The organism is Rahnella bonaserana (assembly GCF_019049675.1).
Lineage (GTDB): Bacteria > Pseudomonadota > Gammaproteobacteria > Enterobacterales > Enterobacteriaceae > Rahnella > Rahnella bonaserana.
Genome location: NZ_JAFMOW010000050.1, coordinates 76,991 through 98,675, shown reverse-complemented (window position 1 = coordinate 98,675; position 21,685 = coordinate 76,991). Strand labels below are relative to the sequence as shown.

Annotated in this window: 17 protein-coding genes; 8 read left to right on the top strand and 9 right to left on the bottom strand. The window is 55.5% G+C overall.

Translation table 11 applies throughout. The features are described 5' to 3' along the window. Positions 1-133: 133 nt before the first annotated feature. The 3 genes from panD to panB form a co-directional block, all read right to left on the bottom strand. Positions 134-514: an aspartate 1-decarboxylase gene (gene panD / locus J1778_RS03385; RefSeq protein WP_013576951.1), complete on the bottom strand. Its 381-nt coding sequence runs from the start codon at positions 512-514 to the stop codon at positions 134-136. 107 nt (positions 515-621) lie between these two features. Next, complete coding sequence (panC, locus tag J1778_RS03380; protein ID WP_217171995.1) at positions 622-1,476, bottom strand: pantoate--beta-alanine ligase; 855 nt, start codon at positions 1,474-1,476, stop codon at positions 622-624. 14 nt (positions 1,477-1,490) lie between these two features. Beyond that, on the bottom strand, positions 1,491-2,285 hold the full coding sequence (gene panB / locus J1778_RS03375; protein WP_112287803.1) for a 3-methyl-2-oxobutanoate hydroxymethyltransferase: 795 nt from the start codon (positions 2,283-2,285) through the stop codon (positions 1,491-1,493). 158 nt (positions 2,286-2,443) lie between these two features. Between panB and qseB the strand changes: the two genes are divergently transcribed. Together qseB and qseC are read left to right on the top strand one after the other, a co-directional pair. After that, complete coding sequence (gene qseB, locus J1778_RS03370) at positions 2,444-3,130, top strand: quorum sensing response regulator transcription factor QseB (RefSeq protein WP_217171994.1); 687 nt, start codon at positions 2,444-2,446, stop codon at positions 3,128-3,130. 14 nt (positions 3,131-3,144) lie between these two features. After that, on the top strand, positions 3,145-4,503 hold the full coding sequence (qseC, locus tag J1778_RS03365; protein ID WP_217172002.1) for a quorum sensing histidine kinase QseC: 1,359 nt from the start codon (positions 3,145-3,147) through the stop codon (positions 4,501-4,503). 5 nt (positions 4,504-4,508) lie between these two features. On the opposite strand, the gene folK is transcribed toward qseC, so the two are convergent. The 6 genes from folK to thpR all read right to left on the bottom strand — a co-directional run bounded on the left by folK (position 4,509) and on the right by thpR (position 9,790). Further along, positions 4,509-4,988 (bottom strand): 2-amino-4-hydroxy-6-hydroxymethyldihydropteridine diphosphokinase, encoded by a 480-nt coding sequence (folK, locus tag J1778_RS03360; RefSeq protein WP_217171993.1) that lies wholly within the window; start codon positions 4,986-4,988, stop codon positions 4,509-4,511. After that, positions 4,985-6,310, bottom strand: coding sequence for a polynucleotide adenylyltransferase PcnB (gene pcnB, locus J1778_RS03355; protein WP_217172001.1), 1,326 nt, complete (start codon positions 6,308-6,310; stop codon positions 4,985-4,987). The genes folK and pcnB overlap by 4 nt, the downstream gene beginning before the upstream one ends. Positions 6,311-6,832: 522 nt before the next feature. Next, positions 6,833-7,717, bottom strand: a complete 885-nt coding sequence (gluQRS, locus tag J1778_RS03350) for a tRNA glutamyl-Q(34) synthetase GluQRS (RefSeq protein ID WP_217171992.1) — start codon at positions 7,715-7,717, stop codon at positions 6,833-6,835. A 62-nt stretch (positions 7,718-7,779) separates the two neighbouring features. Further along, on the bottom strand, positions 7,780-8,235 hold the full coding sequence (gene dksA / locus J1778_RS03345; protein WP_112287808.1) for an RNA polymerase-binding protein DksA: 456 nt from the start codon (positions 8,233-8,235) through the stop codon (positions 7,780-7,782). A gap of 244 nt (positions 8,236-8,479) precedes the next feature. Beyond that, positions 8,480-9,199, bottom strand: a complete 720-nt coding sequence (sfsA, locus tag J1778_RS03340; RefSeq protein ID WP_217171991.1) for a DNA/RNA nuclease SfsA — start codon at positions 9,197-9,199, stop codon at positions 8,480-8,482. Positions 9,200-9,247: 48 nt separating this feature from the next. Continuing rightward, positions 9,248-9,790 (bottom strand): RNA 2',3'-cyclic phosphodiesterase, encoded by a 543-nt coding sequence (thpR, locus tag J1778_RS03335; RefSeq protein WP_217171990.1) that lies wholly within the window; start codon positions 9,788-9,790, stop codon positions 9,248-9,250. 84 nt (positions 9,791-9,874) lie between these two features. Here thpR and hrpB point away from each other — a divergent pair, with 84 nt between their 5' ends. The 6 genes from hrpB (at position 9,875) to fhuB (ending at position 21,681) form a co-directional block, all read left to right on the top strand. Continuing rightward, on the top strand, positions 9,875-12,328 hold the full coding sequence (gene hrpB, locus J1778_RS03330; RefSeq protein WP_238484546.1) for an ATP-dependent helicase HrpB: 2,454 nt from the start codon (positions 9,875-9,877) through the stop codon (positions 12,326-12,328). 225 nt (positions 12,329-12,553) lie between these two features. Further along, the gene (mrcB, locus tag J1778_RS03325; protein WP_217171989.1) at positions 12,554-15,190 is read left to right on the top strand and encodes a bifunctional glycosyl transferase/transpeptidase; all 2,637 of its coding nucleotides are present in this window, start codon (positions 12,554-12,556) and stop codon (positions 15,188-15,190) included. A gap of 352 nt (positions 15,191-15,542) precedes the next feature. Further along, the gene (gene fhuA / locus J1778_RS03320; protein ID WP_217171988.1) at positions 15,543-17,771 is read left to right on the top strand and encodes a ferrichrome porin FhuA; all 2,229 of its coding nucleotides are present in this window, start codon (positions 15,543-15,545) and stop codon (positions 17,769-17,771) included. Positions 17,772-17,979: 208 nt separating this feature from the next. Then, positions 17,980-18,792, top strand: a complete 813-nt coding sequence (fhuC, locus tag J1778_RS03315; RefSeq protein ID WP_217171987.1) for a Fe3+-hydroxamate ABC transporter ATP-binding protein FhuC — start codon at positions 17,980-17,982, stop codon at positions 18,790-18,792. A 1-nt stretch (position 18,793) separates the two neighbouring features. Next, entirely contained in the window at positions 18,794-19,696 is a 903-nt protein-coding gene (gene fhuD, locus J1778_RS03310; protein WP_217171986.1) for a Fe(3+)-hydroxamate ABC transporter substrate-binding protein FhuD, read from the top strand. Then, positions 19,693-21,681, top strand: coding sequence for a Fe(3+)-hydroxamate ABC transporter permease FhuB (gene fhuB / locus J1778_RS03305; RefSeq protein WP_217171985.1), 1,989 nt, complete (start codon positions 19,693-19,695; stop codon positions 21,679-21,681). Before fhuD ends, fhuB begins: the two co-directional genes overlap by 4 nt. The last annotated feature ends 4 nt before the right edge of the window (positions 21,682-21,685 follow it).

The following is a 21,685-nucleotide window of genomic DNA, read 5'->3' as shown; positions in this document are numbered from 1 at the left end:
GTTGATATTTCTGTGCTCCCTCCCCTGCGAAGGGGAGGGGTGGGGTGGGGTGGGGTATTAATGACCCCATCTGAATCTGAAGTTGCCTGCTAAACCCCCTCCCATCCTCCCCTTCGCAGGGGGAGGCGTTTTATCAGGCCACCTGAACCGGCACGGCTTTGGCAGTGCGTTTCAGTTGGTTTTCACCTTCAAAATAGGCCACTTTCGGTTTGTGCTGGCGGGCCTGTTCATCTGACATCTGCACGTAAGAACAGATGATCAGCAGGTCGCCGACGCAGGCACAGCGTGCTGCCGCACCGTTGACCGAAATAATCCGCGAACCGCGTTCTGCCGCGATGGCGTAAGTCGAGAAACGCTGACCGTTATCAACGTTATAAATATCAATTGCTTCGTATTCCAGAATGCCTGAGGCATCGAGAAAATCCTGATCGATGGCGCAGGAGCCTTCGTAATGCAAATCTGCCTGAGTGACGTGAACCCGGTGCAGTTTGCCTTGCAGCATTGTACGTACCATTGCGTATGACCCTTCGTGCGTAAAAAGTCTGGGGATCCGCCGGCCGGACAGTCTAAAAGTCCGAAATTTCCGGCGGCCAACATAGTTGCCCATTTGACCTGCGCTGTCTACTGCGTCAGATCAACCTCCTGGTTATCAATCAGTCGCGCTTTACCCAGCCATGCCGCCATCAGGATCACCGCAGTGGTGCTGTCGACGGATAACTCCTGCAAGGTTTTTGCATCACGGATAAACAGTTCATCCGGCGTGAAACCCGCTTCGCGAAGTTGCTGCGCGGTTTCCTGCAACATTTCGTCGGTATGGCGTTCACCCTGGCTCAGACGCTGTGCCAGCGCGTTCATGATTTTGTTCAGCTGAGGCGCGATTTTACGTTCTTCGGCAGTCAGATAACCGTTACGGGAACTGAGCGCCAGACCGTCTTTGGCACGCACAATCGGCACGCCGACAATCTCGATGTCGTATCCCATATCTTCCACCATCGTGCGCAGCAGTGCCAGTTGCTGGAAGTCCTTTTGCCCGAAACAGGCCACCTGCGGTTGCACCAGATTGAACAGTTTACTGACAATGGTTGAGACGCCACGAAAATGTCCCGGACGGCTCGCGCCTTCCAGAATAGTGGAAATCACCGGCACATCTACCTGAGTCTGGGTCGCCAGACCTTTCGGATACACTTCCGCAGGCGACGGGGCGAACACTAAATCCACGCCACGCTTATTCAGCTTCTCGCAGTCTTCCTGCAAGGTACGCGGGTAACGTTCGAGATCATCCGCGCGCTCAAACTGCATCGGATTCACGAATATACTCACCACCACCACGTCGCCACGCGCTTTGGCTTCTTCCACCAGCGTCATGTGGCCTTCGTGCAGGTTGCCCATCGTCGGCACCAGTGCGATTCGTTTGTTATTCTTACGAAAATCACGGATTTCGCGACGCAGCAGCGCCACGCTGTCAATTATCAACACCAGCCTTCTCCCGCTTATTTAAAGGAATGTTCTTCGCCCGGATACACGCCCTGCGCGACCTGATCAACATACAAGCGCACAGCGCCACGAATATCGCCTGCTTCGCTGAGGAAGTCTTTGGCGAATTTTGGCGTATGACCGCCGGTGATACCAAAGGCGTCATGCATTACCAGAATCTGTCCGTCAGTCACATTCCCTGCACCAATGCCGATCACCGGAATGCTCAGTTCTTCTGTCACGCGGCGCGCCAGTTCGACCGGCACACATTCCAGCACCAGCAACTGTGCGCCAGCTTCTTCGAGCATCATGGCATCTTTGATCAGCTGATTGGCGGCGACTTCATCGCGTCCCTGAACTTTGTAGCCGCCGAAAATGTTCACCGACTGGGGCGTCAGCCCCAGATGGCCACACACCGGCACGGCACGTTCGGTCAGCATTCTGACGGTATCGCACAGCCAGCTGCCACCTTCGAGTTTGACCATATTGCCGCCCGCGCGCATCAGCACGGCGGCGCTTTCAAACGCCTGTTCAGGTGTGGCGTAACTCATGAACGGCAGGTCAGCGAGCAATAACGCGTGAGGCGCGCCACGGCGCACGCAGCGGGTGTGATAAGCGATCTCTTCAACCGTCACCGGCAGCGTGGAATCCTGGCCCTGAACGACCATGCCCAGCGAGTCACCGATCAGCATCACGCTGATACCTTGTTCGGCAAACAATTGCGCGAAACTGGCGTCATACGCGGTAATGGTCGCAAATTTATGTTTTTCCTGCTTCCATTGGCGAAGCTGGCTCAGCGTTGTTGGTTTCATGAACACGTTCCTTTGAATAATTCATCGGATGAATATGATGCCGGTATTCTACTGTATGAGTGGAAAGTCAGACAGCACGATCACGCTCAGAGACGTTGATCCCGCTCTTAAGAAGTGATTAAGAAGCGTCGGCTATAATGGCAAAAACGGAGGGAACCATGCGAATTCTATTAGTTGAAGACGACAAGATGATCGGCGATGGCATCAAAGCCGGGCTGACAAAATTAGGTTTTACGCTCGACTGGTTTACCGACGGCGTGACGGGTAAAGCGGCGCTCGACAGCGCGCCTTATGATGCAGTGATCCTCGATTTGAGCCTGCCGGGCATGGACGGAATGGATCTGCTGCGCGAATGGCGCAAGGCCGGACGTGACACGCCGGTGCTGATCCTTACCGCCCGTGATGCGCTCGAGCAGCGCGTCGGTGGCCTTCAGGCCGGCGCTGATGATTATCTGTGTAAGCCTTTTGCGCTGGTGGAAGTCGCCGCGCGCTTGCAGGCACTGATCCGCCGTCGTCACGGCGTAGTGACGCCAAAAGTCATTCATGGCGCGATAGAATTTGATCCCGCTGCCCGCAGCGTGATGCTTAACGGAGATGCGGTGACGCTTACCCCGCGTGAAGTCGCGGTACTGGAACTGTTTCTCAACAACAAAGGCCGGGTGCTGGCTCGTACGCTTATCCAGGAAAAACTCTACAGCTGGGACGATGAGGTCAGCAGCAACGCGGTGGAAGTGCATATTCACCATTTGCGCAGCAAACTCGGCAAAGGCTTTATCCGCACCGTCCATGGCGTGGGCTATACGTTGGGCGATGAAATAAAAGCGGGTGAAGGAGGGGAGGCGTGAGGCCGTTGAAGAAACTGAAAAATCTCAGTCTGCGACTGCGTCTGATCCTGCTTTTCTCGGTTCTGGCGCTGCTGACCTGGATGATTGCCAGCGGCGTGGCGTGGCATCAGACCCGTAAACACATCAACGAAGTTTTCGATACCCAGCAGATGCTGTTCGCCAAACGTCTTGCCGCCACAGGGCTTGGCGATCGCCTGAATCTGTCAAAAGATGCCGAATTGCCGGACACCAAAAAAATGGTACGCAAAGGGTCACGCGGTCATACCGATGACGATGCGCTGACCTTTGCTATTTTTAACCTTCACGGGCAGATGCTGCTTAACGATGGCGAAAATGGCAAACGCATCCGCTTCGATGGTGATACGCAGGGCTTTATCGATACCGAACTAAGAGGCGACAGCGATACCTGGCGGATGGTCTGGCTGACGTCACCGGACGGCCAGTATCGCGTGGCGGTCGGGCAGGAATATGATTATCGCAATGATATGGCCTGGAGTCTGGTCAGCGGTCAACTGACGCCGTGGCTGGCCTCGCTGCCGGTGCTGTTACTGGCGCTGATTGTGATGGTCACGCTGGAATTGCGCCCGCTGCGCCGCGTGGCGCAAGGATTGCGTCAGCGTTCGCCGGAAGATGCTACGCCGATAGTGACGGATTCCCTGCCCGGCGAAGTGCTGCCCCTGGCGAATGCGCTGAATTCCCTGTTTGCCCGTACCGGTGAGATGCTGGTACGCGAACGCCGGTTCACTTCGGACGCCGCCCACGAGCTGCGCAGTCCTCTGGCGGCGTTGCGGGTGCAAACTGAGGTGGTTCAGCTTTCGGGCGATGACGCCCAAATGCGTGAACATGCGCTGGAAAATCTGACCACCAGTATCGATCGTGCCACGCGGCTGGTGGATCAGTTACTGACGCTCTCAAGGCTGGAAAGTTTCACCGCGCCTGAAGAGCTGGAACGTATCGACTGGCCTTCGCTGGTCGCCCAAAGTCTGGCGGAACAGGATTACCGCGCGCACGGCAAAGGTATCGAATTACGTTTTGAAGAGCAGGGCGTTCCGCCTGAAATGCGGGGCCAGTCGCTGCTGCTCTCGCTGATGGTGCGCAATCTGCTGGATAACGCCATCCGTTACTCGCCGCCCGGAACCTGCGTGACGGTGCGACTGAATACGAGGGGCATGACGGTTGAAGATCAGGGGCCGGGGATCAGTGATGAACATCTGGCAAGGATCGGCGAGCGTTTTTACCGGCCACCTGGACAGGAACAAACCGGCAGCGGTCTGGGGATCTCTATCGTACAGCGGATCGCGCAGTTACATCAGCTGAAAGTGGTCTATGAGAATAAGGCAGAAGGGGGATTGATTGTACGGGTAAATCGCTGAGCGACTTACCATTTAGTCAGGCCGTTGAGCGGAACGCGTTCGAGCAGGGTTTGCAGCGTTTCGCCATCCGGAAACACCAGTTCCGGCGCCAGATCCGCGAGCGGATACAGCATAAACTCGCGGTTTTTCATGTCGTAATGCGGCACAGTTAAACGCTCGGTATTGATCACCTGATCGCCATAGATCAGCATATCGAGATCTAACGTCCGTGGTCCCCAGCGTTCGGCTTTGCGAACGCGTCCCTGATTTTGCTCGATCCCTTGCGTGCAATCGAGTAACTCTTCCGGCGGTAACAACGTATCAAGCGCCACCACCGCATTCAGATAATCAGGTTGATCTTGTGGCCCCAGCGGTTTACTGCGGTAAAACGGCGATGCGGCCACAAAGCGGGTGCGCGGCAAATGTGCCAGCGCCTCCAGCGCGCAATTTACCTGGTCAAGCGGACGGGCAAGATTACTGCCCAGAGCCAGGTAAACGCGGATCATTGACCGCTATCCTTACGCGGAGCCCGTTTACGCGGACGGCGCGCACGCGCACGGCGTGCCGGTGTCGCATCGTCACCGAGCGTACCCAGCATACTTTTTTGTGAAGCCGGTGTGGCTTCCTGGAACTCGCCCCACCACTGCGCCAGACTTTGCAGTTCGCGATGTTGTTCGACTTCAGCACGCAGCACCAGCAAATCATAAGCCGCGCGGAACTTAGGATGTTCCATCAGCTTGTGTGCGCGCTTACCCTGACGGCGTGACAGACGCAATTGCAGCGCCCAGATATCACGCACCAGCGTAGTAATACGTTTCGGGATCGCCAGCGTACGGCACTGCTCATCGAGCACGTCGTTCATCGCCAGTGCGAAGGCGTCGTAATACGTCAGACCGCCTTCCTGCGCCAGTTTCTGTGCATGCTCAATCACCGGATACCACAGCATTGCCGCAAACAGGAACGCCGGATTGACGCGCTGATCGTTATGCAAACGGTGGTCGGTATTTTTCAGCACCTGAATCAGAATGTGTTCCATCGGACTGTCGCCTTGCTCAGTAAACTGGCGGGCAATCAGCGGGAACAGCGGCTGGAACAGCTGGTATTCACAAAGCTTTTTGTAGGTCTCGTAGCCGTAACCGGCCTGCAAGAGCTTCAGGGATTCTTCGAACAGACGCGCTGGCGGGATTTCCTGCAACAGCGTAGCCAGACGCGGGATCGGCTCGGCGGTTTCCGGGCTGATTTTCATGTTCAGTTTCGCGGCGAAACGTACAGCGCGCAGCATACGGACCGGATCTTCACGGTAACGGGTTTCCGGATCACCAATCAGACGGATGATGCCGTTTTCCAGGTCGCGCAGACCGCCGGTGTAATCGCGAACGGTAAAGTCAGCAACGCCGTAATACAGGCTGTTAATCGTGAAGTCACGGCGCTGGGCGTCGTCTTCAATGGTGCCGAAAATGTTATCGCGCAGCAGCATGCCGTTGACCGCCTGCTGGGAAACGTTTTTATCTTCGGTTTCTTCGTACTGTTCGTGGTGACCACGGAAAGTGGCGACTTCGATGATTTCCGGGCCAAACATCACGTGGGCCAGACGGAAACGGCGACCGACCAGACGGCAGTTGCGGAACAGTTTACGCACCTGTTCAGGCGTGGCGTTGGTGGTGATATCGAAATCTTTTGGTTTTTTATCCAGCAGTAAATCGCGTACGCCACCGCCGACCAGGAAGGCTTCAAAGCCAGACTTGTTCAGACGGTAAAGGACTTTCAGGGCGTTTTCGCTGATATCACGACGAGAAATATTGTGCTCATCGCGGGGGATAATGGTCATCGCACGGGTTTCACCGGCGTAATCGAATGACGGACGCGGTTTCTGCACGTGTTCAACAGAAGAACGCGGAGCGCGTGGTTCGTTACGGTCGGCGCGCTGATCGTTATGACGATCGCCACGGGAATCGCTGCGCTCGCCACGAGGCTGATAAGGGGAAGAAGAGCGGCGGTTGTTATTATTGCGGCGGTCGCCCCGGTTCGCATTGTCATCCCGACGGCCGCGATTTTCACGGCGTTGCTCGTTGTCACGACGTTCAGGATTTTTTGCCTTCACATTGCCTTCGGCCACAGGAGACGGTTCACGACGGGAATTTTCCTCGCGATTAGTTTCTCCATGAAGCGCGGCTTCGTCATGAACAGCCTTTTCTTCACGAACGACTTTATCTTCACGAACTAGCACCTTACGGCAAAAATTGGCTACTCGGGTAAAAATGGTACACCTCGATAGTGACTGAAAAAATTGGCGTGACGCAAAAACAGCGGCTAATCATAGCTCACAGTAGCCGCTTTGAGAATGCCGATGTCACATCTGCGCAGCATTAGCGCCCTGATGCGGGATATCAGCCGTCGTCCACTGTGCTGTCGCCCAGCGTAATAATAAAGGCAAAGTGTAATCCTGCCAGTTTTCCGGCAGTCTTTGGCCTAAAAATTTGAGTGCATTAATGATAACCGGACGGGGATCGCCTTCCGGCAGCGCTGGCGCGTGATTCTGCTTGGAAAGTTTATCGCCATTTTCATTGAGCGCGAGCGGTAAATGCAGGTATCCGGGCTGCGGATAACCTAAATGCCGGTAAAGGGAAATCTGGCGCACAGTCGGTTCAATCAGATCCGCACCGCGCACAATGTGATTGACACCCTGAAAATGGTCATCCACGACTACCGCCAGATTATAGGCAAACAGGCCATCACGGCGGCGGATGATAAAATCTTCCCCGGCCAGTTTCGTGCTGGCCTGCAAATGTCCCTGAAAATCGTCATCAAAACCATACACTGGCAGCGTCTGGCGCAGGCGGATGGCGGCATTTTCTGCACCTAAATTCAAATCACGGCAATGACCGTCATAGGTTCCGCCGGTTTGTGAAATACGCTGGCGGGTACAGGTGCAGTAATAGCTTTTTTGCTGCTGATACAGCCAGTCCAGCGTGGCGCGATAGGCGTCATGACGTTTTGACTGCCAGACGACCTCGCCATCCCACTCCAGCCCGTAGCGTTCGAGCGTGGCTAAAATGCGGTCAGCGGAACCAGGAATTTCACGCGGCGGGTCGATGTCGTCGATGCGGACTAACCATTTGCCGTTTTGCGAACGGGCATGCAGATAGCTGCCAAGCGCGGCAATCAGCGAACCGAAATGAAGGTCACCGGAAGGTGAGGGGGCGAAACGGCCTGTGTAGTTTTGTTCTTGCGGCATAAAAGTGGGGGAGTGCGCTAAAAGGGAACGCGGTGCATGACGCACCGCGTGGGACCCGAAACTTAGCCAGCCATCTGCTTTTCGCGGATTTCTGCCAGAGTCTTACAGTCGATACACAAATCAGCGGTAGGACGTGCTTCAAGACGGCGGATGCCAATCTCAACGCCACAGGAATCGCAATATCCGAAATCCTGGTCTTCCACTTTTTTCAGTGTTTTTTCAATCTTTTTAATCAGCTTACGTTCACGGTCACGGTTACGCAGTTCAAGGCTGAACTCTTCTTCCTGTGTCGCCCGGTCAGCCGGGTCAGGGAAGTTAGCTGCCTCTTCCTGCATGTGTGAAACGGTACGATCTACTTCATCCCTGAGCTGATTGCGCCATGCTTCAAGAATCTTTTTGAAGTGAGCCAGCTGAGCGTCGTTCATGTACTCTTCGCCCGGCTTCTCTTGATACGGCTGCACCCCAGCGATAGCGAGAATGCTCAAGGACGACGTCTTACGGGTTTGGCCTTCTTGCATGATGCTTCTCCTACATAACACGCACTATGTTCATCCGCTTTTTACGCCACAGCATCACTGCAACATGCCAGCTTCGAACATTCGATCCCCAACGGGGGAAAAAATCAGGCCGCTATAAATAACAGAAGGCAACGAGGTTGGCAATTATTCCTCGCAGGTGCTTGACAAGCCTGTGAGGAAAAGCGTATTCGCGACCTGTTTTTTATGCCGCCGACAGGTAATTACAGGGTTATCCGAACTCTTTTTATTCACTGACTGATGTCGTCACCAGCGGTAATCTCTCTGTGAGGCGGATACCCTCAGCAGAAAGTTTGGCACCGTAGCACATCACCTCAACACCCTTGTTTTGAACATACGTCAGTAATTCGGTATAACGCGGATCAATATGGTGTGCGGCAGACACGCTTTCAATACCTGAATGTAAAACAGCGAAGAAAAGTACCGCCCGCTGCCCCTGTTCTGCCATCGACTGTAACTCGCGTAAATGCTTCTGACCGCGCAGTGTGACTGCATCGGGAAAGAATCCCTGCCCCTCCTGCAGTAACGTGACAGATTTCACTTCAATATAGCAGTCAGGTTGATTTTCTGCCTGTAACATCAAGTCTATACGGCTATTTTCGGCGCCGTATTTTACTTCTGATGTGAGTTTACTGTAACCGGATAATTCCGGTATGCGTTGCGCCATAATGGCTTCGCGTACCAGCTGATTGGCCCGTAACGTGTTGACGCAAATCCAGTGATTTTGCTGTGTTTTTGTCAGTTCCCAACTGTGCGGGTATTTGCGCTTGAGATTGTCGGACGTGGAATACCAGACGGTGTCGCCGGGTGTCGCGCAACCGGTCATTGCGCCAGTGTTGGCACAGTGCAGGGTCAGTTCGGTGCCATCGGGCGTGATCACGTCGGCGAGAAACCGTTTGTAACGTTTGATGAGGGTGGCAGGTTGAAGCGCAGGCTCGAAGTGCATGAAGGTTTCCGTGTGAAATGCTCTTGTCAAAGAGAATGCTAAAAGAGATCAGGTTTCCTGCATATCGCCCAGCGGCCAGGTTTGCAGGCAGTGGTAACGGGTGCGTCCCCGCTCAAACAACGATTCGTACAAGCTGAATTCGGTGGCATCCAGTTGCCAGCCAGGTGTGGCCGGTGGAATAGCGACCGGGCGTGTTGCATTGCGGTACAGCGACACATGCGGGTGGAACGGCAGTGTACTCTGATGACAGCCGTTGCGTGCCGCGTGAGATCGCAAAACAGACGCCAGCTGCAACAAGGCGTTGGGCGCGCGTCGGCTGCCAATCCATACCACGCCGGAGCCCGGCCAGTGGCCGATATCATCCAGTATCAGGCTGAATTTTTTCCCCTGAATGCGCCCGGCAACGCGTGTCAGCGCCGCTTCTTTAAGAGCGCTGACTTCACCGAGAAACGCCAGCGTAATATGCAGGCTGGCGGCTGCGACGGGGCGGCCGGTTTCCGCTGGGAAATTATCCGCACGCCAATTAATCACCTGCTTTTGCGTTTTTGCGGGCAGCGATAAGGCGAAAAACAGGCGGCGTTCGGCAGACATAGAAATTCCTGTGCAGGCAAATCACGGCAACATGCCGGATGTGGGGCTAAATGCTACAATGCCCGCCGTTTAAAGTTAACTCTCATGGTGAATTCATTGCCTTCTTTGCCGGTCAGCGCCGTACTTGAACCGCTATTAGCCGCACTGCAGCAGGCGCCGCAGGTGCTTTTACTTGCCCCGACCGGTGCGGGTAAATCGACCTGGCTGCCGTTGCAGTTGCTCAAACAGGCCAATTTGCCGGGCAAAATTCTGCTGCTGGAACCCCGTCGTCTGGCGGCGAAAAACGTCGCCTTCCGTCTGGCGCAACAGTTGGGTGAAACGCCGGGGCAGACGGTGGGGTATCGTATGCGCGCGGAAAGCAAAACCAGTGCCGCAACGCGCCTTGAAGTGGTGACTGAAGGCATCCTGACCCGCATGGTGCAGGCGGATCCTGAACTGACCGGCGTGTCGTTGGTCATTCTTGATGAATTCCATGAGCGCAGTTTGCAGGCCGATCTGGCGCTGGCGCTGTTACTCGATGTGCAGAATGCGCTGCGCGATGATTTAAAAATCCTGATTATGTCAGCGACGCTCGACAATCTGCGTCTGTCTTCTTTACTGCCGGATGCGCCGGTGATTGAATCCGCTGGCCGCAGTTTTCCGGTTGAGCGTCAGTATCTTTCCCTTGCCACGCACGAGCGGCTGGATGAAGGCGTGGCGCGCGTGGTCAGCCGTCTGATGGGCGAAAATCACGGCTCGATGCTGCTGTTTTTACCGGGCGTTTCTGAAATCACCCGCGTGCAAAATCTGCTGACCGGCAGGCTGGCGGAGGATATCGAACTCTGCCCGTTGTACGGTGCGCTGTCGCTGGAGCAACAGCAAAAAGCCATTCAGCCTTCACCCGCAGGACGCCGCAAAGTAGTGCTGGCGACTAATATTGCGGAAACCAGTCTGACCATCGAAGGCATTCGTCTGGTGGTGGACAGCGGTCTGGAGCGCAGCGCGCAGTTTGATCCACGCAGCGGCCTGACGCGGCTGGTGACGCAGCGCATCAGTCAGGCGTCGATGACTCAGCGCGCGGGCCGTGCCGGACGTCTCGAACCGGGATTATGCTGGCATCTGTTCAGCAAAGAGCAGGCTGAACGCGCCAGTGCGCAGGCCGAAGCGGAAATTCTGCAAAGCGATCTGAGCAGTTTCTGGCTGGAGTTGTTGCAGTGGGGCTGTCAGGATCCGGCGCAACTTCAGTGGCTGGATAAGCCGCCTGTTGCCGCGTTATCTGCCGCTAAAAATCTGTTACAGCAGCTTGGCGCCAGCGATGCGCAGGGCAAACTCACCGCTGCCGGACAGCGTATGGCGCAGCTTGGCTGTGAGCCAAGGCTGGCGGCGATGCTGATTGCGGCTGCAGCACAAAGCCCGGATGCGCTGGCAACGGCCGCCTTGCTGGCCGCAATACTCGAAGAACCGCCACGTGGCGGATTACCGGATATCGATTACTGGTTCAGCCGCCCGCAGGGCAACTGGCAGCGGCGGGCCAAACAACTGGCGCAGCGTACCGGTGCAAAAAACGGTGAGCCGGATGCCTCGCTCGCACCCTGGCTACTCGCCCGGGCTTTCAGCGACCGCATTGCGCAGCGCCGCGGCGAAGATGGCCGCTATTTGCTGGCGAACGGACTGGGCGCGTCTTTGCCGCAGGACGACGGGTTAACCCGTGCACCGTGGCTGGTTGCGCCGCAGTTATTGCAGGGCAACAATAGCCCGGATGCCCGCATTCTGCTGGCTGTCCCGCTGGATATCACGCAACTTCCATCGCGCCTGCCGGAAGTCGTTAAAGAACAGACAGCGGTGGAATGGGATGAAGAAAAAGGCACGCTGCGCGCGTGGCGACGCTGGCAGATTGGCCGGCTGGTGCTGAAAGCCAGTCCGCTGGCGAAGCCGGATGACGAAGAGCTGCAACAGGCGCTGATTGACTGGATCCGCACACAGGGTTTGCAGGCGCTGAACTGGTCGGTGGCGGCAGAACAACTGCGACTCCGGCTTCTGTGTGCCGCAAAATGGCTGCCGGAAGCTGACTGGCCTGCTGCCGATGACCAGGCTTTACTCGAGGGTCTGGAACGCTGGTTGCAGCCGTCTTTACAGGGCGTCCGCTCTTTAAAGTTACTGCAACAGGTTGATTTGTATGATGCCTTATTAAGGTTGCTGGACTGGCAACAACGTCAGCGTCTTGACAGTGCATTACCGACACATTACACCGTGCCGACTGGCAGTCGTCTGCCAATCCGTTATCATGCAGACCAGCCACCGGCACTTTCGGTGCGGATGCAGGAAATGTTTGGCGAGCAGCGCAGCCCGCAACTGGCGGAAGGCCGCGTTGCCGTGGTCCTTGAGTTATTGTCACCGGCACAGCGTCCGTTGCAGATAACAGCCGATCTGGCCGCTTTCTGGCAGGGATCGTACCGCGAAGTGCAAAAGGAAATGAAAGGGCGATATCCGAAACATCCGTGGCCGGATAATCCGGCCGAGGCACCGCCGACGCGCCGGACGAAAAAATACTCGTCCTGATGTCTGTCTGAGCTTATAAAAATTGTGCATGAAAGGGCCGATTTTTCAGACATTTCTTCTGGGCGAAATCCTGAGCGGGGCACAGAGTAAGCGCCTTGCGGCCTGAACTTCAGGCCATTAACGGTATCTATTTGAAATACAGTGTTTTTTGAAATCAAAAATGAAAATGACTCAGCTAAGCAGAATCATTATGACGAACACAGCAGCACGTTGGGAGATTGACTGATGTCTGGCGATGATCGCGAGCCGATTGGCCGTAAAGGTAAACCTGCCGGGCGGAAGCCTGCGCGGGCTCGTCCCGTTCGCCGTAGCCGCAGGGATGACGACTACGATGATTACGAAGAAGAAATCGATGACGAGTATGAGGATGACGATGAGTACGAAGAAGAACAGGGATCCCGCATGAGCCGTAAAGCAGCGCCGCGTAAAGCCAAAAAAGGCGGAAAAAAGAGCCTGAAGCGCCGTATTTTCTGGCTGTTAGTCAAACTGTTCGTCGTTTTTCTTATTCTGCTCGGGATTTATGCGTTTTATCTCAACAAACAAATCCATGACCGCATTGATGGCGGTAAAGTCTGGCAATTGCCTGCGGCGGTGTATGGTCGCCAGGTGAACCTTGAGCCGGACATGCAGATCAGCAAAGCTGAGATGGTCGGATTGCTGGAAGGTACGCAGTATCGCGAAGTGACGCGTATCACCCGCCCGGGCGAATTTACGGTCCACGCAAATTACATCGATTTGCTGCGTCGTCCGTTTGATTTCCCGGAAGGTAAAGAAGGACAGGTAAACGCCCGTCTGATGTTTGATGGCAGCAGCCTTGCAGAAATTAAAAATCTGGATAATCAGCGTGATTTCGGGCTGTTCCGCCTCGACCCGCGTCTGATAACGATGTTGCAGGCGTCGAATGCTAACGGCGAACAGCGTCTGTTCGTGCCGCGCTCCGGTTTCCCGGATCTGCTGGTCGATACCCTGCTGGCAACGGAAGACCGTCATTTCTATGAACACGACGGCATCAACTTCTATTCCATCGGCCGTGCGGTGCTGGCGAACCTGACCGCCGGTCATGCGGTGCAGGGCGGTTCAACGCTGACGCAGCAGCTGGTGAAAAACCTGTTCCTGACCAACGAACGTTCACTGAGCCGAAAAGCGCGTGAAGCCATTATGGCCATCCTGCTGGACGCGGATTACAGCAAAGACCGCATTCTTGAGCTGTATCTGAACGAAGTGTATCTCGGCCAGAGCGGTTCCGATCAGATCCGCGGTTTCCCGCTGGCGAGCCTGTATTACTTTGGTCGCCCGGTGAATGAACTGAGTCTGGATCAGCAGGCATTGCTGGTCGGCATGGTGAAAGGTGCGTCGCTGTATAACCCGTGGCGTAACCCGCAAATGGCCTTGCAGCGTCGTAATCTGGTGCTGCGTTTACTGGTTGATCAGAAAGTTATCGATCAGGAACTGTATGACATGCTCAGCGCCCGTCCGCTCGGCGTGCAGCCGAAAGGCGGCGTAATTTCGCCTCAGCCTGCTTTTATGCAGATGGTGCGTCAGGAGTTGCAGGCCAAACTGGGCGATAAAGTTCAGGATATGTCAGGGGTGAAAATCTTCACCACGCTGGATCCTATTTCTCAGGATGCGGCGGAAAAAGCGGTCGAAGAAGGCATTCCTTTACTGCGTAAGAAAAGTGGCCTGAATGACATCGAAACCGCGATGGTCATTGTTGACCGTTATACCGGTGAAGTGCGGGCGATGGTCGGCGGCGCGGAAACGCAGTTTGCAGGCTTTAACCGTGCGATGCAGGCGCGTCGTCAGGTGGGTTCTCTGGCTAAACCGGCGACCTATCTGACTGCACTTTCACAGCCGGATAAATACCGTCTGAACACCATTCTGGCTGACCAGCCGCTGACGCTGAAACTGGCAAATGGTCAGACGTGGTCACCGAAAAACGATGACCATCAGTTCCGTGGTCAGGTTCTGCTGGTGGATGCGCTGGCGCGTTCCATGAACGTCCCGACGGTGAATCTGGGTATGGCGGTAGGGCTGGATAACATCACCCAAACGCTGATCAATCTGGGGATCCCGAAAGAGTCCCTGAACCAGACGCCGTCGATGCTGCTTGGTGCGATTGCACTGACGCCGATGGAAGTTGCGCAGGAATATCAGACCATTGCCAGCGGCGGTAACAAAGCGCCACTGTCCGCAGTGCGTTCGGTGATTGCGGAAGACGGCACGGTGCTTTATCAGAGCTTCCCGCAGGCGGTCCGCGTGATCCCATCGCAGGCGGCGTATCTGACGCTGTATGCGATGCAGCAGGTTGTACAGGAAGGGACCTCGCGCGCGCTGGCGAACAAATTCCCGAAACTGCATCTGGCAGCGAAAACCGGTACGTCGAACGAACTGCGTGACAGCTGGTTTGCGGGCATCGACGGCAATCAGGTGGCGATTACCTGGGTTGGCCGCGATAACAACGGCCCGTCCAAACTGTGGGGTTCAACCGGTGCGCTGGTGCTTTACGGCCGCTATCTGGAGAACGGCACGCCGCAGCCTCTGGATCTGCAAATGCCGGAAGGCATCAGTACGATGAACATTGATGGCAGCGGCAACTTTGTCTGCGGCAACAGCAGCGGTGGAATGCTGGGCGGCGGTGGCGCAACGCGTTCCATTCCGGTCTGGACTGATTCTCCGGACGCCATGTGCCAGGCTTCTGTGACCGCTGTTCAGCAACAGCAGCAACAGATGCAGCAACAGCAGCAGCAGCAGCAACAACAACAGCAATCCGGGCAACAACAACAGCCACAATCTCAGGATGAGAAGAAAGACAGCAACGGCGTTGCGGGCTGGATTAAGGATATGTTTGGCTCAGGCAACTAAATATCCGTCATCCTTCAGGCTGGCCCGGCGTTAGCTGCGTTAAATCAACCTGAATGATTTAGGATATTGGATTAATTACAAAAAAGGGTGCGATGAAAATCGTGCCCTTTTTAATTGTTATTCTTAACGCAAATTAACCCGCCGCGTTTTACATTCTCCGCAAGTTCGTCACATCGATTCTCGTTTAATTTACAGGCATTTTTACCCATGTTTAACATAGGGATATTTTTTATTCATTCAGCCAATCTATGTGTGAATTAGTGTTGCAGACGGGCAAGCATTGCGCATAATATGCGACGGTCATAATAATAATTATCGTTTACATTCCCATTTCTACTCCAGAGATTATGCAATGGCTTCTCAACGCTCGCTTTCAAATTCTGTCCCAAAAGGCGCATTTAAGCGTCGGACATTAGCTTTAACCATTACCGCAGCACTGGGTACTGCCGCATTTTACGCGGGTGCCGCTACCACCGCGCCTGCGAAGGAAGATACCATTAATGTGACTGCTTCTTCTGCTCCCGAAGCGGCACAGGAATCTGCATGGGGCCCTGCGGCGACCATCGCAGCAAAACATAGCGCAACCGGTACAAAAACCGATACGCCACTGGTGAAGACACCACAATCTGTTTCAGTCGTGACTCGCGAAGAAATGGACATGAAGCAACCGGTGACTGTGAAAGAAGCCCTGGGTTATACGCCGGGTGTTTTTGCCAGCCGGGGCAGTTCTAACACCATCGACGCCATGGCAATCCGCGGCTTCACTTCAGTTAACACCAACCAGTATCTCGACGGTATTAAACTTCAGGGCGATAACTATTCTGAAGTCTCAATGGATCCGTACATGCTTGAGCGTGTCGAAGTGCTGCGCGGGCCTTCTTCCGTACTGTACGGCAAAAGCAATCCGGGCGGCGTTGTCAGCATGGTCAGCAAGCGCCCGACCACTGAACCGCTGAAAGAAGTGCAGTTCAAAATGGGTACAGACAATCTGTACCAGACCGGATTTGATTTCAGCGATGCCATTGACGATGCAGGCGTGTATTCCTACCGTCTGACCGGTGTGGCGCGCAGTCAGGATGCGCAGCAGGAAATGGCGAAAGAGAAACGCTATTCCATTGCCCCGTCTTTCTCATGGCGTCCTGATGATAAAACTGACTTCACCTTCCTGAGCAATTTCCAGAACGATCCTGATGCGGGTTACTACGGCTGGTTGCCGCGTGAAGGTACCGTGGTGCCGTATTACGACGCCAACGGTAAAGCACATAAACTCCCGACAGATTTCAACGAAGGTGAAGCGGGAAACCGCATGTCCCGCAACCAGAAAATGGTCGGTTACAGCTTCGCGCATCAGTTTGATGATACCTGGACGGTGCGCCAGAACCTGCGTTACACCAAACTCGATACCGAATATAAATCAGTTTACGGCTTCGGTTACCTCGGTAACGGCAACATTACGCGCAGCTATGTTCAGTCCAAAGAAAAGCTGGCGAACTTTGATGTTGATACGCAGGCACAGGCCAAATTCGGCACCGGCGATATCGATCACACGGTGCTGGCAGGCGTTGATTACATGCGTATGCGTAACGATATTGACGCAGACTACGGCAGTGCAAGTAACCTGAATCTGGCGGATCCGCAATACGGTAACGGCAACGTTTCGCTGTACTTCCCGTATGAGATCCTCAATCGTCAGGAACAAACCGGTCTGTATGTGCAGGATCAGGCAGAGTGGAATAAGTGGATCCTGACTGTTGGCGGTCGTTACGACTTCGCGAAAAGCTCAACCTTTACCCGCACGACCAACAGCGCGTCGCAGATCAACGATGAGCAGTTCACCTGGCGTGGCGGTCTGAACTACCTGTTCGACAACGGTATTTCTCCGTACTTCAGTTACAGCGAATCCTTTGAACCGACCGCAGGCGCGACCAAAGAAGGCAAGCCGTTCGATCCTTCAATGGGCAAACAGTACGAAGCCGGGATCAAATACATCCCGAACGATCGTCCGATCAGCCTGACGGCAGCGGTATACCAGCTCACAAAAGACAAAAACCTGACGGCCAACCCTGCTGATGCTGCCTTTAGCGTTCAGTCTGGTGAAATACGTTCGCGTGGTGTGGAACTGGAAGCCAAAGCCGCGGTTAACGCCAATATCAACGTGACGGCGTCTTACACTTACACCGATGCAAAATACACGCATGACACCAATTTCGAAGGCAAGCGTCCTGTTGAAGTGCCTGCGAATATGGCGTCTCTGTGGGCGGATTACACCTTCCACGAAACCGCGCTCAGTGGCCTGACCGTGGGCTCCGGTGTGCGTTATGTCGGTGCCAGCTCCAGCTTCTATACCGCAAACGGTGTGAATGCATCCAGAGAGAATGAAGCATTTAACGTTTCGTCCTATACGCTGGTAGATGCCACTGTGAAATACGATCTGGGTCGCTTCGGCCTGCCAGGTTCGTCCGTGGGTCTGAACATCAACAACTTGCTGGATCGCGAATATGTCGCCAGTTGCTACCGCGATTACGCCTGTTACTGGGGTTCAGATCGTCAGGTGGTAGCAACGGCCACATTCCGCTTCTGATATCCGTCGTAATTCAGGCCGCAGATGCGTTGACAGCGTTCGTTCACCCCGGTCACTTAGCTGACTAAGCTTCCGGGGATTCGCGAACTTGTTGCCTTCCTGCAACCCGAATTACTGAGGATATCGATAGCGTCATAAGCACTAAAATCCGGGCACGCTGGTCGTGCCCGTTTCCTGTTCTCAACCAGATGTCGACGTAGAAAATCTTATGCCTGATCACAACGTACATCCGTCATCCCCGCTGCCAGACAGCGTTTTCCGCCTGCAGGATGTGAGTTTTGCCGTCCCTGGACGCACGCTGCTTGCGCCATTGTCGATGACTTTTCCGCAAGGAAAAGTGTGCGGACTGATTGGTCACAATGGCTCGGGGAAATCGACGTTGTTAAAAATGCTGGGACGTCATCAGGCGGCGACATCCGGAACGATTTACCTCAATGAAACACCGCTGGCGCAATGGGACAGCAAAGCGTTTGCGCGCCAGGTCGCGTATCTGCCGCAGCAACTTCCGGCAGCAGAAGGCATGACCGTGCAGGAACTGGTGGCGATTGGCCGCTACCCGTGGCACGGCGCGCTGGGGCGTTTCAAACATCACGATAAAGAAAAAGTCGAAGAAGCGATTTCGCTGGTGGGCCTCAAACCCTTTGCACATCGTCTGGTCGACAGTCTGTCCGGCGGCGAACGTCAGCGTGCGTGGCTGGCGATGATGGTGGCGCAGGACAGCCGCTGCCTGCTGCTCGACGAACCGACTTCGGCGCTGGATATCGCGCATCAGAAAGACGTGCTGGCATTGATCCAGCGTCTGAGCCGCGAAAAAGGCCTCACCGTGATTGCGGTCCTGCATGACCTGAATATGGCAGCCCGCTATTGTGACCAGCTGATGGCGCTGCGTGGCGGCGAGATGATCGCTCAGGGTGAACCTGAAGAAATGATGCGCGGTGACGTGCTCGAACAAATCTATGGCATTCCGATGGGCATTTTGCCGCATCCTGCGGGTGGCGCACCGGTGAGCTTCGTATACTGATATGTCTGATATTTCAAACTTTTCCGGGATCACGCGCCGTCGCATTTTGCAGATGATGGCGCTTTCCCCGTTGCTGACATCTTTACCCGCGCTTTCTGCGTCCCGCCCCGATCTCAGCCGCATTATTGCGCTCGAATGGCTTCCCGCTGAACTTCTGATTGCACTCGGCGTGATGCCGCTGGCGATTGCGGATATCCGTAATTACAACATCTGGGTGGCAGAACCGCCGCTGGCGCCGGGCGTGATTGACGTCGGTCAGCGCACCGAGCCGAATATGGAGCTTATCCAGCAACTGAAACCGTCACTGGTGCTGCTGACGCAGGGTTACGGCCCGGCGACCGCTCAGCTGGAAACCATCGCGCCTGTGCTGAGTGTCAAAGCCAATGACGGCTCTGCGAAGCCATTAGATCTGGCGATCCGTTCGCTGCACAAACTGGCGGATACGCTCGGTTTGCAGGATCGCGCAGAACAGCATTTGCAGAGATATCAGGACACTTTAGTCAGAACCCGTGAACAGCTGAAACCGGTGGCACAGCAGCCGTTGTTGCTGATCACGTTCATCGATCCACGGCATGTTCTGGTCTTCGGGCAGGGCAGTATGCTGCATGAAGTGATGCTCGGTGTCGGACTGACCAACGCGTGGCAGGGTGAGGGCAGTTTCTGGGGCAGTGTATCAGTCGGAGTGGAAAGGCTGGCGGCGATAAAAAATGCGCGCGTGCTGTGCTTTGATCACGACAGCGCTGACATTATGAAGGCCGTCGAAAATACGCCGCTGTGGAAATCCATGCCTTTCGTCCGTACGGGTCAGTTCACCGTCATCCCTGCCGTCTGGTACTACGGCGCAACGTTCAGCGCGATGCACTTTTGCAATATTTTAGCTAACACGCTGAGGAAACCGGTATGAACCGCCGTTCGCTCAGCGTTTCGCTGACTCTTTTGATTACTCTGGCACTCGCTGCGGGCGCGCTAAGTATTTACAACCTGCATCAGCAATTGCCTTACGCACAATGGCGCGGCGCACTGTGGCAGCCGGACATCGACAACGTGCAGCAGATGCTTTTCCATTACAGCTCACTGCCGCGCATCGCCGTGGCATTGCTCGCGGGAGCGGGGCTGGGGCTGGTTGGTTTACTGTTCCAGCAGGTGTTGCGTAATCCGCTGGCTGAGCCTGCGACGCTGGGCGTTTCGGCGGGCGCGCAACTCGGCCTGACGGTTGCTACGTTGTGGGCGCTGCCGGGCGGGATGATCACCCAGCAGTTTGCCGCCATGATCGGCGCGGTAGTGATTGGTGCGCTGGTGTTCGGTATCGCCTGGGGCAAACGCATGTCTCCGGTCACGCTGATCCTGGCGGGGCTGGTGCTCGGTTTGTATTGCGGTGCGGTCAACGGCCTGATCGGTATCTTCAATTATCAGAGCCTGCAAAGCCTGTACATGTGGAGCAGCGGTTCACTGACGCAGCAGGATTGGGATGTCGCCAGCTTCCTGTTGCCGCGGGTGATTATTGTCTGGCTGCTGGCGTTTCTGTTGCAGCGTCCGATGACGCTTCTGGGGCTTGACGACGGCGTTGCCAAAAACCTCGGCCTCGGGCTTTCTGCGGCACGTCTGGCGGTGCTGACCCTTGCCATTCTGATGAGTGCGCAGCTGGTTAATGCGGTCGGTATCGTCGGCTTTATCGGTCTGTTCGCCCCGCTGCTGGCGAAAATGCTTGGTGCGCGACGTTTACCTTCACGTCTGATCATGGCGCCGCTGATCGGGGCCTTATTGCTGTGGTTCACCGATCAGGTGATGCAATACATCACCACGTTCTGGATGGAAATTCCGACCGGTGCCGCCACCGCGCTGGTCGGCGCGCCGTTGCTTCTGTGGTTGTTGCCACGTCTTCGTAACAACATGACGCCGCCGCCGATGGATCAGGGCGATAACGTGCCGGCTGAACGTCACCATCTGGTGCGCTGGGTGTCACTGGCGCTGACGGTGTTGTTTATCGGACTGGTTATCGCGCTGATGGTCGGACGTAACGCGACAGGCTTGAGCTGGTCAACAGGTGCGGATTTACAGGCGCTGCTGCCGTGGCGTTTACCGCGCGTGATGGCGGCGCTGGCGGCGGGCATCATGCTGGCGTCTTCCGGTGTACTGATTCAGAAACTCACCGGTAACGCGATGGCGAGCCCGGAAGTGCTGGGGATAAGCTCGGGTGCGGCGACCGGCGTGGTGGTCATGATGTTCATCGTGCCGGGTGAGGCCTTTACCTGGCTGTTACCGGCGGGCAGTCTCGGCGCGGCGCTGACGTTACTGGTGATTATGATGGCATCGGGTCTGCGCAGTTTTTCCGCGGAACGTATGTTACTGACCGGGATTGCGCTGAGTACCGCATTCACTACGCTGATGGCACTGCTTCTGGCGAGTGGTGATCCGCGTATGGGCGGTTTGCTGACATGGCTTTCCGGTTCCACTTATTCCGTGTCCGCTGAAGCGGCATGGCGGACGTTAATTCTGGCGGCAGTGCTGATGGTGATTGTGCCGTTCTGCCGTCGCTGGATAAATATTTTGCCACTGGGCAGCGTGACGGCGAAATCAGTCGGCGTTGCACTGACGCCAACGCGTATGGCGATCTTATTACTGGCGGCGGTGATGACGGCTGCAGCGACGCTGACCATCGGGCCGTTAAGCTTTGTCGGGCTGATGGCACCGCATATGGCACGTATGATGGGCTTTCGTCGTGCGGTTCCGCAGTGGATGGTCGCCAGTATTCTCGGCGGTTTGCTGATGGTATTTGCCGACTGGTGCGGCCGGATGATTATCTTCCCGAACCAGATCCCTGCCGGTTTGCTCGCCACCTTTATCGGCGCGCCGTACTTCATCTATCTGCTGAGAAAGCAGGCGAGGTAACAAA

What these genes read in the sequence shown, in the direction of transcription:
- pcnB (WP_217172001.1), bottom strand. Translation starts at nt 6,310, where the DNA reads ATGACCATTATCCCCCGCGATGAGCACAATATTTCTCGTCGTGATATC.
- fhuA (WP_217171988.1), top strand. Translation starts at nt 15,543, where the DNA reads ATGGCTTCTCAACGCTCGCTTTCAAATTCTGTCCCAAAAGGCGCATTT.
- fhuB (WP_217171985.1), top strand. Translation starts at nt 19,693, where the DNA reads ATGAACCGCCGTTCGCTCAGCGTTTCGCTGACTCTTTTGATTACTCTG.
- panB (WP_112287803.1), bottom strand. Translation starts at nt 2,285, where the DNA reads ATGAAACCAACAACGCTGAGCCAGCTTCGCCAATGGAAGCAGGAAAAA.
- dksA (WP_112287808.1), bottom strand. Translation starts at nt 8,235, where the DNA reads ATGCAAGAAGGCCAAACCCGTAAGACGTCGTCCTTGAGCATTCTCGCT.
- fhuD (WP_217171986.1), top strand. Translation starts at nt 18,794, where the DNA reads ATGTCTGATATTTCAAACTTTTCCGGGATCACGCGCCGTCGCATTTTG.
- mrcB (WP_217171989.1), top strand. Translation starts at nt 12,554, where the DNA reads ATGTCTGGCGATGATCGCGAGCCGATTGGCCGTAAAGGTAAACCTGCC.
- folK (WP_217171993.1), bottom strand. Translation starts at nt 4,988, where the DNA reads ATGATCCGCGTTTACCTGGCTCTGGGCAGTAATCTTGCCCGTCCGCTT.
- hrpB (WP_238484546.1), top strand. Translation starts at nt 9,875, where the DNA reads ATGGTGAATTCATTGCCTTCTTTGCCGGTCAGCGCCGTACTTGAACCG.
- sfsA (WP_217171991.1), bottom strand. Translation starts at nt 9,199, where the DNA reads ATGCACTTCGAGCCTGCGCTTCAACCTGCCACCCTCATCAAACGTTAC.
- fhuC (WP_217171987.1), top strand. Translation starts at nt 17,980, where the DNA reads ATGCCTGATCACAACGTACATCCGTCATCCCCGCTGCCAGACAGCGTT.
- gluQRS (WP_217171992.1), bottom strand. Translation starts at nt 7,717, where the DNA reads ATGCCGCAAGAACAAAACTACACAGGCCGTTTCGCCCCCTCACCTTCC.
- panD (WP_013576951.1), bottom strand. Translation starts at nt 514, where the DNA reads ATGGTACGTACAATGCTGCAAGGCAAACTGCACCGGGTTCACGTCACT.
- qseB (WP_217171994.1), top strand. Translation starts at nt 2,444, where the DNA reads ATGCGAATTCTATTAGTTGAAGACGACAAGATGATCGGCGATGGCATC.
- thpR (WP_217171990.1), bottom strand. Translation starts at nt 9,790, where the DNA reads ATGTCTGCCGAACGCCGCCTGTTTTTCGCCTTATCGCTGCCCGCAAAA.